The sequence below is a fragment of the Alienimonas californiensis genome (genome assembly GCF_007743815.1).
GTDB lineage: Bacteria > Planctomycetota > Planctomycetia > Planctomycetales > Planctomycetaceae > Alienimonas > Alienimonas californiensis.
In genome coordinates, this window is record NZ_CP036265.1 from 2,942,133 (window position 1) to 2,954,743 (window position 12,611).

At 71.0% G+C, this 12,611-nt stretch carries 13 protein-coding genes and 1 tRNA gene; 8 read left to right on the forward strand and 6 right to left on the reverse strand.

The window, feature by feature from the left end:
- Window positions 1-281: 281 nt before the first annotated feature.
- The gene (locus CA12_RS11625) at window positions 282-1,613 is read left to right on the forward strand and encodes a PQQ-like beta-propeller repeat protein (protein WP_145359103.1); all 1,332 of its coding nucleotides are present in this window, start codon (window positions 282-284) and stop codon (window positions 1,611-1,613) included.
- A 99-nt stretch (window positions 1,614-1,712) separates the two neighbouring features.
- On the opposite strand, the gene CA12_RS11630 is transcribed toward CA12_RS11625, so the two are convergent.
- Window positions 1,713-1,785 (reverse strand) — tRNA-Phe (locus CA12_RS11630).
- A 206-nt stretch (window positions 1,786-1,991) separates the two neighbouring features.
- On the opposite strand from CA12_RS11630, the gene panD reads away from it, so the two are divergent.
- Window positions 1,992-2,396, forward strand: a complete 405-nt coding sequence (gene panD / locus CA12_RS11635; protein WP_145359104.1) for an aspartate 1-decarboxylase — start codon at window positions 1,992-1,994, stop codon at window positions 2,394-2,396.
- A gap of 36 nt (window positions 2,397-2,432) precedes the next feature.
- Here panD and CA12_RS11640 read toward each other — a convergent pair whose 3' ends face one another.
- A complete protein-coding gene (locus tag CA12_RS11640) occupies window positions 2,433-3,452 on the reverse strand; it encodes a DUF1559 domain-containing protein (RefSeq protein ID WP_145359105.1) in 1,020 nt (339 codons plus the stop codon).
- A 145-nt stretch (window positions 3,453-3,597) separates the two neighbouring features.
- Complete coding sequence (locus CA12_RS22515) at window positions 3,598-4,152, reverse strand: hypothetical protein (RefSeq protein WP_207621960.1); 555 nt, start codon at window positions 4,150-4,152, stop codon at window positions 3,598-3,600.
- A gap of 166 nt (window positions 4,153-4,318) precedes the next feature.
- Here CA12_RS22515 and CA12_RS11650 point away from each other — a divergent pair, with 166 nt between their 5' ends.
- Complete coding sequence (locus tag CA12_RS11650) at window positions 4,319-5,236, forward strand: ParA family protein (RefSeq protein WP_242687868.1); 918 nt, start codon at window positions 4,319-4,321, stop codon at window positions 5,234-5,236.
- A gap of 81 nt (window positions 5,237-5,317) precedes the next feature.
- On the opposite strand, the gene CA12_RS11655 is transcribed toward CA12_RS11650, so the two are convergent.
- Window positions 5,318-6,349 carry an NAD(P)H-dependent glycerol-3-phosphate dehydrogenase gene (locus CA12_RS11655; RefSeq protein ID WP_145359106.1) on the reverse strand — a complete coding sequence of 344 codons (1,032 nt, stop codon included), beginning with the start codon at window positions 6,347-6,349 and terminating at the stop codon, window positions 5,318-5,320.
- A gap of 216 nt (window positions 6,350-6,565) precedes the next feature.
- Between CA12_RS11655 and CA12_RS11660 the strand changes: the two genes are divergently transcribed.
- From CA12_RS11660 to CA12_RS11670, 3 genes are all read left to right on the forward strand, one after another.
- Window positions 6,566-6,832: a hypothetical protein gene (locus CA12_RS11660; protein ID WP_242687870.1), complete on the forward strand. Its 267-nt coding sequence runs from the start codon at window positions 6,566-6,568 to the stop codon at window positions 6,830-6,832.
- 122 nt (window positions 6,833-6,954) lie between these two features.
- Window positions 6,955-8,184 (forward strand): hypothetical protein, encoded by a 1,230-nt coding sequence (locus CA12_RS11665; protein WP_145359107.1) that lies wholly within the window; start codon window positions 6,955-6,957, stop codon window positions 8,182-8,184.
- A gap of 80 nt (window positions 8,185-8,264) precedes the next feature.
- Window positions 8,265-9,020 carry a sugar phosphate nucleotidyltransferase gene (locus CA12_RS11670; protein WP_145359108.1) on the forward strand — a complete coding sequence of 252 codons (756 nt, stop codon included), beginning with the start codon at window positions 8,265-8,267 and terminating at the stop codon, window positions 9,018-9,020.
- Window positions 9,021-9,100: 80 nt separating this feature from the next.
- Here CA12_RS11670 and CA12_RS11675 read toward each other — a convergent pair whose 3' ends face one another.
- Window positions 9,101-9,304 carry a small basic protein gene (locus tag CA12_RS11675; RefSeq protein ID WP_145359109.1) on the reverse strand — a complete coding sequence of 68 codons (204 nt, stop codon included), beginning with the start codon at window positions 9,302-9,304 and terminating at the stop codon, window positions 9,101-9,103.
- 369 nt (window positions 9,305-9,673) lie between these two features.
- On the opposite strand from CA12_RS11675, the gene nrdR reads away from it, so the two are divergent.
- Both nrdR and CA12_RS11685 read left to right on the forward strand, forming a co-directional pair.
- On the forward strand, window positions 9,674-10,129 hold the full coding sequence (nrdR, locus tag CA12_RS11680) for a transcriptional regulator NrdR (RefSeq protein WP_145359110.1): 456 nt from the start codon (window positions 9,674-9,676) through the stop codon (window positions 10,127-10,129).
- Window positions 10,130-10,203: 74 nt separating this feature from the next.
- A complete protein-coding gene (locus tag CA12_RS11685) occupies window positions 10,204-10,710 on the forward strand; it encodes a hypothetical protein (protein WP_145359111.1) in 507 nt (168 codons plus the stop codon).
- Window positions 10,711-10,913: 203 nt separating this feature from the next.
- On the opposite strand, the gene hflX is transcribed toward CA12_RS11685, so the two are convergent.
- Complete coding sequence (hflX, locus tag CA12_RS11690) at window positions 10,914-12,290, reverse strand: GTPase HflX (RefSeq protein WP_145359112.1); 1,377 nt, start codon at window positions 12,288-12,290, stop codon at window positions 10,914-10,916.
- Window positions 12,291-12,611: the final 321 nt, after the last annotated feature.

Genomic DNA, 12,611 nt, shown 5'->3' on the forward strand with positions numbered 1-12,611 from the left:
GGAGCAGGAGGCGAGAACCGGCCGGCGGCGGGGGCAGATCCCGCCCCACGCCGCCGTGGCGGCGAACCGTGAACGCGGGCAGTATCGCACACCTCCGATCGGAAGTCAGTGATCCATCACGCACCGTCCGGGAAGCGCCCGGGTCGCGGGGGCGTCGGCTTGGAGGGGCCGCCCCGTTCCGTCGCGGATAGGATGGCCCGTGCGGCCTGCCGCCCCGCCGCGACATGGCTCGCGTCTCCCCGTTCGCCCCCTTCCGATTCGCCCCCGCCGAGGCCCGCCCGATGAGATTGCCCGTATCCTGCGTCGCCCTGCTTTGCCTCGCGGCTCCGGCGGTCGGGGCCGAGAAGTTCGATTGGCCCCAGTGGCAGGGGCCGGACCGTGACGCCGTCTCCCAGGAGACCGGCCTGCTGCAGGAATGGCCGGAGGGCGGCCCGCCGCTGGCCTGGCGGGTCGAGGGGCTCGGCGGCGGCGACTCCGCCCCCGCCGTGGCCGACGGCCGCGTCGTCGGCATGAGCGCCCGGGACGGCAAGGAGATCGTTTGGGCGCTGTCCGAAGCGGACGGCAGCGAACTCTGGGCGACGCCGCTGGGCTCGGCGGTCGATCAGGACGCCCGGCAGTCCCAGGAGGGACCGGGCGGCACACCGACGATCGACGGCGACAAGCTGTACGCGATCGGCATGGGCGGCGCCGTCGCCTGCCTGAACGTCGCCGACGGCAAGATCCTCTGGCAACGCAGCATGACTGAGGACTTCGGCGGCGTCGTCCCGCGGTGGAGCTACCGGGAGAGCCCGCTGATCGACGGCGACAAAGTCTTCTGCACGCCCGGCGGCCCGGAGGCCCTGATGGTCGCGCTCGACAAGAACACCGGCGAGACCGTCTGGACGACCCCGCCGCCGCCCGCCGCCGCGCCGGCGGACGACGACACTGCCCCGCAAGGTCGCCGGGGCCGCCGGGGCGGCGGCGGGCCGAGTTCCGGGGCGGCGTACGCCTCCCCGATTCTGGTCGAAGCGGCCGGCCGGCGGCAGGTGGTTCAGCTCGCCGCGGAGGCCCTCGTCGGCGTCGCCGTCGACACCGGCGAACTGCTCTGGCAGTACGCGGCCCCGGCCAACCGGAACAAGATTAACTGCTCCACGCCCCTCTACGAGGGCGGCCTCGTGTTCGCCTCCAGCGCCTACGGCAACGGCGGCGGGGCGGCGAAGCTGACGGAAGAACCGGGCGGCGGCGTCCAAGCCGAGGAAGTCTACTTCGCCCGGGAAATGCAGAACCACCACGGCGGCATGGTGGTCGCCGGCGGAGCCCTGTACGGAGCAAACGGCGGCAACGAGGGCGGCTTCCTGACCTGCCTCGACTTCGCCACCGGCGAGATCCTCTGGCGGGACCGTGACGCGCCCAAGGGCTCCCTGATGATGGCCGGGGGGCGGATCTACCTCCGGGCCGAGGGCGGCGAGCTGCTCCTAATCGAACCGTCGCGGGAGAACTTGATCGTGAAGGGCCGGTTCGACCAGCCGGACCGCACCTCCTCCCCCGCCTGGGCCCACCCGGTGGTGGCGAACGGGACGCTGTACGTCCGCGACCAGGACACGCTGTTCGCCTACGACGTGACGGCGAATTGAGCGCGGCGTGAACCGAGGACCGCGGCGTCGGACGTCGTGCCGCCGCCGCGGTCCCGTCGGCAGCCAACAAAAAAGGCCCCGCCGTGCGGCGGGGCCTAATGGTTCGGGTGGGAATCGAACCCACGACACCAGGATTTTCAGTCCTGTGCTCTACCAACTGAGCTACCGAACCCCGGTTTACTCAACCAGGTCCGACACCGACCCGGGTGGGGCGGTTCGGGGAGGGAAATCTAGAACCGGCGCCCGCAAATCGCAAGCCGGGGACTGAGTTCGAAACCCAACGGCCTGGGGCGAGCCGGCCGGGCGAAGCCGCGGCGCGACGCTAAGATGCTCCGCCGCCGCCGAATACTGCCCCCGCGACCCCCCGTCTGTCGGAAGATGCGCCGCACGCTGCTGAACGCCAAAATCCACCGGGCCACCGTCACTGACGCCGACCTTCACTACGAAGGCAGCCTCACGATCGACGTCGCCCTGTTGGAAGCCGCGGACATCCTCCCGCACGAACGGGTGGAGGTCTACAACGTGACCCGCGGCACCCGCTTCGCCACCTACGCGATCCCCGGGCCGGCCGGGCGGGGCGACATCTGCGCCAACGGCGCCGCCGCCCACCTCGCCGTGACCGGGGACCTCGTCATCGTCTGCACCTACGCGGAGTTCGAGGAGGCCGAGGCCCGCGCGCATCACCCGACCGTGGTGCTGGTCGACGAACGCAACCGCGCCCGGCAGTCGCTGGACACCTCGCCCTCCGAGGCGGGCGTCGTCGACGGTCATCACCACCTCTAACGCCGAGGCCCCGCGGGACCTCGGCGTTAAGGCTGCTCAGAAATCCTTGAGAACTTCGCCGCCGGCGATCGTGCCGGCGCCGGCGAAGGTTTCCTCGTCGATCGACTCCGTCACGAACCGCACGCTGCCGTCGCCCAGCAAGACGTTCGCCCCGCCGGGGTGATGGCTGGAGAGGTCCTCGGGATGCTCGCCGGCGTTGGGGGAGTGATCGGTGAGGGCCAGCACCCGCGTGATCGCCTCTTCGCCGCCGGGCACCACGCCGGCCCAGCAGGAGGGGAAGATCTCCAGTTGCGGGCCGGTGGGGGTGTAGGCCTGCGTGACCCGCTCGCCGACGGCGACGGTGTGGGTGGTCCCGTCGCGGAGGTCGCGGAAGCGGGTGGCGCTGTTCTGGTAGAACATCCCGTCACCCTTCCGCTGGACGTTCTCGGCCCAGTCCTCCATGGCGTGCAGATCGGTGAAGCCGCCGAAGATCGCCGCGTAGTTGGAGGACCCCAGCACGACGTGCTCCTCGCCGTGGTCATGGCCGTCCTCGTCCTCGTCCTCGTCGTGGCCGTGCTCGCCGAGTTCCAGCTCGAAGGTCTCCGGGCCGTCGTCGGAGGGGCAGCGGAAGAGCCCCAGCGGGTGGGCGATCAGTTCGAGGTTGCTGCCCTCGCCGATCGCGTGTTCGTCGTCGTCATGGTCGTGGCCCTCGTGCTCCTCGTCGTCGGTCAGCATGTGGCCGAAGTCGAGGGACCGGTGCAGCGGTTCCTGATCGAGTTCCGGCAGGAGGAACGCGGCCCAGCCGAAGCCGTTGTTGCCGTCCAGGTGATGCCGACCGGCGGCGTCCACGGCCAGGAAGCCCGGCGGGAAGGCGTTCGCCCGGCTGTGATAGTTGTGCAGGGCGAGGCCGATCTGCTTGAGGTTGTTGGTGCATTGGGCCCGCCGGGCCGCCTCGCGGGCCTGCTGCACCGCGGGGAGCAGCAGGCTGACCAGCACAGCAATGATCGCGATCACCACCAGCAGTTCGATGAGCGTAAAGCCCCGCCGCGTCGGGCGGGGAAGCGAGAAATGAGTCATGGGTGGGGGAGAAGCTCCGCCGGGCGGGCGCGGGGTGCCGTTCGCTCCGGGCGGAGCGGGAACGGAGCCACGTCGCAGTCCGCCGGGCAGCGGGGAACGCGGGCCGGCGCTCAGCGGCGCCGGGAGAGGGGGAGGGCGGGTCGCCTCAGACCCGCGGCGGTCCCCGCGCGTGCTTCGTCCGCAGAAAGACGGCCCGACGATCCGGCGCCGTCGGGATTTGGAGCGTCGGCAGCGCCGCCCCCAGATCGCACACGGCCGGTGCCGTCACCGGCGTCGCGGCCGTGGCGAGCAATTCGCAAATCGGACAGGTGTGGTGGCCGTGCGGCGCCTCGTCCGCCCGCTCCCCGCACGCCGACGGCGCCTCCGAGGGTTCGTCCCCGGTGTGGTCATGCCCGTGAGGCTGATGGCCGGCGTGTTCGGGCCCGGCGTGTTCGTGTCCGTGCCCGCAGCAGCCCGCGGGCGTTGCCGCGGCGTGCTGGTGGCTGGCGTGGTCGTCATGATCGTGGCCCGCGTGATCGTGGTGGTGCCACGCCGGGGCGGTGACGACGACGAGCAGATACGCCGCCAGGGCCGCCAGCGAGGTGGACCCGCGGCGGTCAGGCCGCGACAGGCCGAGGCGCCGACTCCAGCCGAAGCGCAGTCCGCGGGCGAACCGGCGGCGACCGGGGCGGGCGGCGGCGGCGGTGCGGGCTGGGGACACGCGGCGAAGTTTACCGCCGAAACCGGACGGAACGAGGGCGGGGAACGCTTTGTGGTACGTCGTAAGGTCGCGGCGCGTGGGATTCAATCTGAATCGGCCGTCGGCCGATGCCCTCGTTCGCCGCCGGACGGAACCGGCCCCCCCACCGCCACGGATGCGCCCCCGCATGACGGCTCCTTCCGAGTTCGCCCCCGCCGCCCCCGCCACGATCCCGTTCGGCCGGCCGCACGCGGCCCGGTCGGCGGGGGGGCCGCGAATTCTGGCGTTGATGAATCAGAAGGGCGGCGTCGGCAAAACCACGACCGCCGTGAACCTCGCCGCCGGCCTCGCCGAGGAGGGGGCCCGCGTGTTGCTGGTGGACCTCGACCCGCAGGGCCACGCCAGCCTGCACCTGGGCCTGGAACCGGTGGGCAGCGAACCGACGGTCTACGACGTGTTTCGCGGCGATCTGGAGGTGGAGCGCTGCGTGCGGCCCGTCGATCGCAATCTGCACGTGCTGCCGGCGAATTTGGACCTCGCCGCCGCGGAACTGGAACTGGTCGACGCCCCGAACCGGGAGACCGTCCTCCGCACCGCCCTCACTCGGCACTCCAATCAGGCGACCGCCGACGGACTGCCGTACGACTTCATTCTGTTCGACTGTCCGCCGAGCCTCGGCGTGCTGACGATCAACGCCTTGGTCGCCGCCACGGAAGTCATCATCCCCCTCCAGCCGCACTTCTTCGCGCTGCAGGGCCTGTCCAAGCTATTCCAGACGACGGCGCTGGTCGCCCGCCGGCTGAACCGGGGGTTGGTCGTCTCCGGCGTGGCCCTCTGCCTGTACGAACGCGGCACCCGCCTGGCCGCGGACGTCTGCGAAGACCTGACTGCGTTCCTGGAGGACGCCGACCCGAGCGCCCCCTGGGCGAACACGCAGATCTTCAGCACCCGCATCCGGCGGAACATCAAGCTGGCGGAGGCGCCGAGTTTCGGCCAGCCGATCTTCAAGTACGCCCGCGCCTGCCCCGGGGCCAAGGACTACGCCGCCCTCACCCGCGAAGTGATTGCGATGGGCGCCCAGGCGCAACTGCGGGCCGCGGCGTAACGGAGGCGAGCGGGGGGCGTCAGCCCCCCGTGTGTTCGCACGCCCCCGAGAACACGGAGGGCTGACGCCCACCGCTCGCCTTCACTCCCCGCCCGGCGGACGCGTCATCAACGCGTCGACGGTGTCCGCGGCGGGTTTGCCCTCGAACAGCACGGCGTGCACTTCCCGGCAGACGGGCATCCGCACGCCCCGTTCTTTGGCCAGCGGGAGCACGCTGCGGACGGTGTTCACGCCCTCGGCGACCTTCGGCTGATCCTCGGTCACGGCGGAGGCCGGCTCGCCGCGGCCCAGTCGTTCGCCGACGGCCCGGTTGCGGCCGTGCTGGGACACGCAACTGGTGATGAGGTCTCCGATCCCCGCCAGCCCGGCGAACGTCTGCGGGTCCGCCCCGAAGGCGGCCCCGAACCGGGCGATCTCCGCGGCGCCGCGGGTGATGAGGGCGCTCTTCGAGTTGTCCCCCAGCCCCAGCCCGTCGCAGATGCCGGCGGCGACGGCGATCACGTTCTTCAACGCCCCGGCCAGTTCCACGCCGACGAGGTCGTCGTTCGTGTAGACCCGGAAACGGTCGGAGTTCATCAACCATTGCACGGCCTCGGCGTCGCCGGGCGTGTCGGAGGCGGCGACGACGCTCGCCGGCAGGCGCTTCGCCGCTTCCTCCGCATGGCATGGCCCGCCCAGCGCGGTGATCGGCCGCTCGCCGAGCGTTTCGCGGATGATCTCCGAGGGGCGGCGGAAGGAACCGAACTCGATCCCCTTGACCACGCTCAGCGCCGGCACGCCGGCCGGCAGGTGGGGGGCGAGTTCGGTCAGGCACTCGCGGAGGTACTTCGTCGGCACCGCGATCAGCAGGCGGTCGGCCCCGGTGCTGGCCTCGGCCGGGTCGGCGGTGACGACGAGGCCGTCAGGAATCGTCACGCCGGGCAGCAGCCGGCGGTTCTCCCGATCCCGCCGGATCGCGTCGGCCTGATCGGGATCGCGGGCCCACAGCCGCACCCGGTGGCCGTTCTCCGCGATCAGCTTCGCGCAGCAGGTCCCCATCGCCCCGGCCCCGATGACGGCGACGGTTTCGGTGACGGGGCGGTCGCGGGAGCGGGGCGGGGCGGGGGCGGTCATGGCGTTCTCCGGCGGCGAGGCGAGCGGCGGGGGCGAAACGGTAGGCGATTGCGGTCCGCGGAGCCCGCACGGCGCCCGCACGAACCGCGAAACCCGCGGGGAACGCCCCGTTCCCGCGGGCGCGGAGGGATTTTCGGCCCCGCCGCCCGCCCGGCGGCCCGGGGCGGGGCAGGGTGGAAACGTCCGTCCGCCCCGCCCCCCGACCGGTCCGGTTTCATGTCCGCCCTCATCGACGCCCCGACCGTCGCCCCGCCGCCGATCTTCCCCGTGACGACCGCGTCCCGAGACCGTCGCCGCGACGACTCCGGCCCGCAGGGTGGATCGGAGCGTCGGCAGTTCGGCTCCTCCCAGGACTCCGGCCGTCCCGAGGTGGACGAACTCGCCGCCGCCGTGGACCGCTACAAGCTGGAAAATCGCCGCCGGTTCATCACCTACGCGGAGCTGTACGACGTGGTGACCTCCCTGGGTTACGAACGTCCGTAGGCCGTCCGCCGGGTGGTCGAAGAGCGCCCGCGGCTCCCGTTGACCGGGGCGGTGTGTGAAATCTACAACGCCGCCCCGCGAACGCTTCGCGGGCGAAGGATCGTGCGTTTCGAGAGCCACGGATGACCGCACCGGCCGCCCTGTTGCTCGCCGCGCTTGCCATGGGACCGGGCGCCGCCGGACCGGGCGCCGCGCCCGCGGAACTGATCGCGCCGCCGGAACTCGCCCCGGTTCTGCCTGCGACGCTGACCGGCTTCAGAGCGGCGCCCCCGGCGCCGCTCGTCGTCCCCCTGGCGCTGCCGCCGGCAGGTTCCGGCTCCGTAATCCGCGGGCAGTCGCCCAGCGGCTGGGGCGCCGCGACGCCGGCCGGCCCGGCGTACGGTGTCGGCCCCGGCTACGGCGGCGTCCCCGAATACGGGGGCGGCCCGGCGTACGGGGCGCCGGTCGGGCCGCCGCCGTCGTTCGGTCCCACCATGCCGGTCGGGCCGGAGTTCGCTCCGCCGCAGTTTCAGGAGACCTACGGGGTGAACGGCCCGCAGCCGTACGACTTCGCCCCAGAGTTTCGCTTCGACGCCGGCTACCTGTTTCCCGCCGACGCCGAGGGGCGGGGCGATCGCCTCGCGGTGACGGAAGTGGACGCCCAGTACGAGGCGGATTCGCCGGGGCCGTTCGGGACCGTCTTTACCATCGCCCCGAACTACCGATTGCGGCTGCTGGACGGGCCGTCGGCGGACGTCGCCGCCGGCCAGCCGCGGCTGCCGGGGGCGCTGCATCGGCTGGGCAGCGACTTCTCCCTGATGACACCGAAGTACGGCCGGTTCAGCGCCACGGTCGGGTTCGCGCCGTCCACCAACACCGACTTTGAAGACGGCCTGACGGAGCTCGGGCGCCAGTACGACGGCCGGGCGGCGCTGTTCTACGACGTGGCCCCGGACCTCACGCTGGTCGCCGGGGCAAAGTATTACGACCGGGTCGACGACCTGCTCCTGCCGTGGGCCGGGTTCGTCTGGCGGCCCGGCGACCGCTGGGAGATCCGGGCGGTCTTCCCGGAGCCGCGGGTGGAATACTTCTACGGCCCCGTCCTGGGCAAACCGATGTGGCTCTACGCCGAGGGGCAGTTCCGGCGGGAATCCTGGCAGTTCTCCCCGGACGTTCCGGGGGGGCCGGAGATCGACGAGGTGCAGTTCGACGACCTGCGGCTGCTCGTCGGCGCCCGCAAGGAGCAGGGCTGGGGCCGCACCTTCCTGGAGGCCGGCGTGGTCTTCAACCGGGAGGTCTCCTTCAAAAAGCAGCCGGATCAGAACTTCGACGTGGGCGAAGCGTTGATCTTCCGCGGCGGCGTGCGGTTCTGATTCGCAACGCCTAACCTGAGCCGGACGCAGGCGTCCGGCTTGGGCGCGTTCGTTTCCGCCGCACTTCTCTCTGCCGATCGATGTCGACCGCCGCCGTAATCCTCGCCGCCGGGAAGGGCACCCGGATGAACAGCGAACTGCCCAAAGTCGCGCATGAGGCGGCCGGCAAGCCGCTGGTGCGGCACGTCGTCGACGCCGCCCGGGCGGCCGGCTGCGACAAGCTGATCGTGGTGGTCGGCTACGGCGCCGGCTTCGTGAAGGGCCTGTTGCTGGACGAGCCCGGCGTGGAGTTCGCCGTGCAGACTGAACAGAAGGGGACCGGCCACGCCGTCCTGATGGCGGAGCCGAACCTGCGCAACCACACCGGCCCCGTGCTGGTGCTTTACGGCGACATGCCGCTGGTGACCGCGTCGAGCCTCAAGAGCCTGCTGGACGCCCGCGAAGCAGCGGACGCCGCCTGCGTCGTCGGGTCCGCCGTCACGGAAAACAACCACGGCCTCGGCCGGGTGATCCGCAATGCGGACGGCGACTTCCTCCGCATCGTGGAGGAGAAGGACGCCACCGACGAGGAACGGGCCGTCACCGAGATCAACACCGGCTGCTACGCCTTCGCCGGCCCGGCACTGCTGAGTTCGCTAGCCGAACTGGCGCCGAACAACGCCCAGCGCGAGTACTACCTGACCGACTGCCCCGCCATCCTGAAGGACCGCGGCGAAACCGTCACCGCGGAGACCGCCCTCACGATTGAGGAAGCCCTCGGCGTCAACACGCCGGAGCAACTGGCTGAGGTCGAGCGCGTTCTCGCCGGCCGGTCGTCAGAAAATTCCAAGCCATAAGAGACGAGAACCAAAGCCGGCTGATGGAGCCGCTTTGGTTCTTGCCTCTTAGTATTTGGAGCTTCCCGCCGCAGGCGGGCTCAGTCTTCCCCGTCCTTGGTCTTCTTCTTCTTCTTGCGACCGGCGACGGTGCGGACGATGCGGACTTTGGGCAGGCCGATGGGGCTCTGGCCTTCGTCCCAGCGTTCGATGGCCTGCAGGCGGAGGATACGTTCCTCACGGCTGTAGACGTTCCGCGCCCGGACGAGGCGGCTTTTCCGGCGGAGGCTTTTGTCGAGGGACATAACGACGGGCCGCGAAGGGCGAACGGCGGTGCGAGGATCGGCCCCGCAGCTTAGAGGCTTGCCGCCCGCCCCGCAACGGCGCCGCACCCGGCGTGAGCGAACCGATACGCATTAACAGTGGTGAACGCGCCGTTAATGAACGCGCGTTCGGTGGACCGGCGTACGCCGGTTAATTTCCCTAAGTCCCGCTCTGACAAGGGGCTGGGAAAGCGCGAACGCGCCCCGTACGCTATTCTCTCCCATCGCGCCAGCCGCGCCAAATCGTGAGATCGCGCCAGTCGCGCCGACGACCGCCCGGGCCGGCAGGTCGCTCGCCGCCGCGTGTGGCCCCCTCGCCCGTCGCACCGTTCCCGCTCGGATCGCCCCCGGATGAACTGCCCGTTCTGCCGCGACAACGACACCAAGGTGATCGATTCCCGCCCCTCTGGCCCGGAGGCGATTCGTCGGCGGCGGGAATGCCTCGGGTGCGGCAAGCGGTTCACGACCTACGAGAAGATCGAGACCACGCCCTTGCGGGTCATCAAACGGGACCACTCCCGCGAGCCGTTCGACCGTGAGAAGGTGCGGGCTGGGGTGCTGATGGCCTGCCGCAAACGGCCCGTCACCAGCCTGCAGATCGACGCGCTGATCAACGATCTCGAAGCGGATCTGCTGGAAGAATACGAACGCGGCGACGTGCCGAGCCGGTTCATCGGCGATCAGGTATTGGATGCCCTGAAGGAGCTGGACGACGTCGCCGCGGTCCGGTTCGCCAGCGTGCTGCACGGCTATGAGGACGCCCGCGACTTCGCCCAGAGCCTCGAATTGACGCGGCGCAGCCGCTGAACGGCGCCGCTCCGGCTTCGGGTGCGGCGTCGGGGCGGTGTTGCCGGGGGCGTGAAACGGTCGATGCTGACGGGGTGAACGATTTGCCCGCCCACCCCGTCGACGCCGCGTTCGCCGAACGCGATCCGTTTGCGGACGCCCGTGCCGTCCGTGAGCTGAACTGGAGCGACCACCCCGCCCAGCGGCACCCGTGGTCGCTGGCGTTCCTCGCCGCGGCGACGCTGACGGTGGCCGTCGGGGCCGCGGAGATCTTCGATTCGAAATGGGCCGGCGTCGCGGCGGCGGTCGCCGCGGGGGTCGTCTTCCGCGGGTTCCTGCTGAAAACGAGCTTCACCCTCGACGACTCCGGCGCCGAAGCCCGCGGCACGCTGGGCGCCCATGTGCTGGCCTGGTCCGAAGTGACGCGGTTCCGGCACGACCCCGCCGGGGCCACGTTCAGCACCGCGGCCCGGCCGGGCCTGTGGGACAAGCTGACGGCGATGCGGGTCTCCTTCCCGCACAGCGGCGCCCGCCGCGACGTCGTCCGGTTCGTCCTCCCCCGCCTCCCGCCGGGCACGCCGGTGGTGGAAGAGGAGGAGTGATTAGCTCACGGTCTCCCCTCGCCCCCTTTTGGGGGAGAGGGGCCGGGGGTGAGGGGGCAGCGGCTCCCACACGCTCTTCACCGTCCGCCTCGCTCGCCCTTCGTTGGCGTCGGCACTGCATGGGCGGAGACGGGTGAACCGTGCGTCACCCTCACCCCCGACCCCTCTCCCTCAAGGGAGAGGGGGAACCGGTCTGCCGCCGCTCACCCCGCCGCGGCGAGGGGGGCGGCGGCGTTCTCCTCCACCCGCTCCGGCCCGCCGGGGACCAGCCGCAGCACGCTGGTGCCGCTGAGCAGGTCGGCGTCGTGGGCCAGCTTGTCCGCCCAGCGGCGGCTCAGCCGGCAGCGGACGGTCACCCGGTCGCCGGCTTCGGCCCAGTCCTCGCCGTGGACGTCGGCGTGCTCCTGCAGGAAGGAGAGCAGCCGGCCGTTCGCCGGGGTGGTGTCCACCGCGGCTTCGACATACCCGCCGGCCAAACGGCGGGCGACCGCTTCCTCCAGGTCCGCCAGCCCCTCGCCCTCGGTGGCGGAGACCACGACGGCCTCCGGGTGATCGTGCACCAACCCGTCGAGGATGCTGCGGTCGTTCGCCCGGGCGGCGTCCGCCTTGTTGAGGACCAGCAACATGTTGTCAGTCGGTACGCCGATCTCTTCGAGTACCTCGTAGACCGTTTCGATGTGCTGCTCGGCCTCGGCGTCGCTGCTGTCCACGACATGCAGGAGCAGGTCGGCCCGACGGGCTTCCTCCAGCGTGCTGCGGAAGGAGGCGACGAGGTGGTGCGGCAGATCGCGGACGAAGCCGACCGTGTCGCTCAGCAGCACGGTGTCGAAATCCGGAATCGTCCAACGCCGGGTGCGGGTGTCGAGCGTGGCGAACAGTTTGTCGGCGACGTACACGTCCGCCCCGGTCAGGGCCCGGGTCAGCGTGCTTTTGCCGGCGTTGGTGTAGCCGACCATGCCGACAGTCGTTTGCAGTTCGGTCCGGCGGTCGGCCTCCCGCTCGCGGCGGCCCTCGATCTCGGTGAGTTTCTTTTTCAATTCCGCGATCCGCTTCTCGACGAGCCGGCGGTCGGTTTCGAGCTGCTTTTCACCCGGGCCGCGGCCGGAGCCGATGCCGCCCTCGATCCGCTCGAGGTGGGTCCACAGCCGTTTGAGGCGGGGCTTGAAGTAGAGGAGCTGGGCGAGTTCGACCTGAAGCTTTGCCTCGTGGGTCCGGGCGGTGCCGGCGAAAATGTCGAGGATCAGCTCGGAGCGGTCCACGATGATCGATTCGGTTTCCTTCTCCAGATTGCGGCCCTGGGCCGGGGAGAGGTTGTTGTCGAACACGATCAGATCGCAGCCGGTCGACTTGGCCAGCGTGGTGAGTTCCTGAACCTTGCCGGTGCCCAGACAGAGCCCCGGGTGGGGGTTCGGGCGGGACTGCGTGAGTTCGCCGACCACCTTGACGCCGGCGGTCTTGGCGAGCCCCTTCAGTTCGTCCAGCCGCCGATCGACGGGGCGGGCGTCGTCGGGGTCGTAAACTCCGACCAGCACCGCCTTACGGGCGCGGACACGGAGGTTGTCACGTTTCGGATCGGACAAGCGGCGGTTTCAGTTCGAATACGACATGGGGAACGCGAGCATTCTACGCTCCGCGGACCCGGCAGACACGGGGGATCGCCGATGCGTTCGCCCGGGGCCCCATCGCCTGTCGGCGACGGCGAAGCGGGGGACCGAGCGCGAGACGGAGCCACGACGAGGCCGGCGCAGAGAAACGGCCCGGTCGCCGAGGGGCGAGCCGGGCCGGTGCGGTAACGCGGGGGGGGAAGGGGTCGGCAGGCGGGATGGGTCGAGGGGCGGCGCCGAGTCGCCCCACCGGTCTCAATGACGCTCTGCGGTTCCCTCGAAACCGTGTTGCGGAGC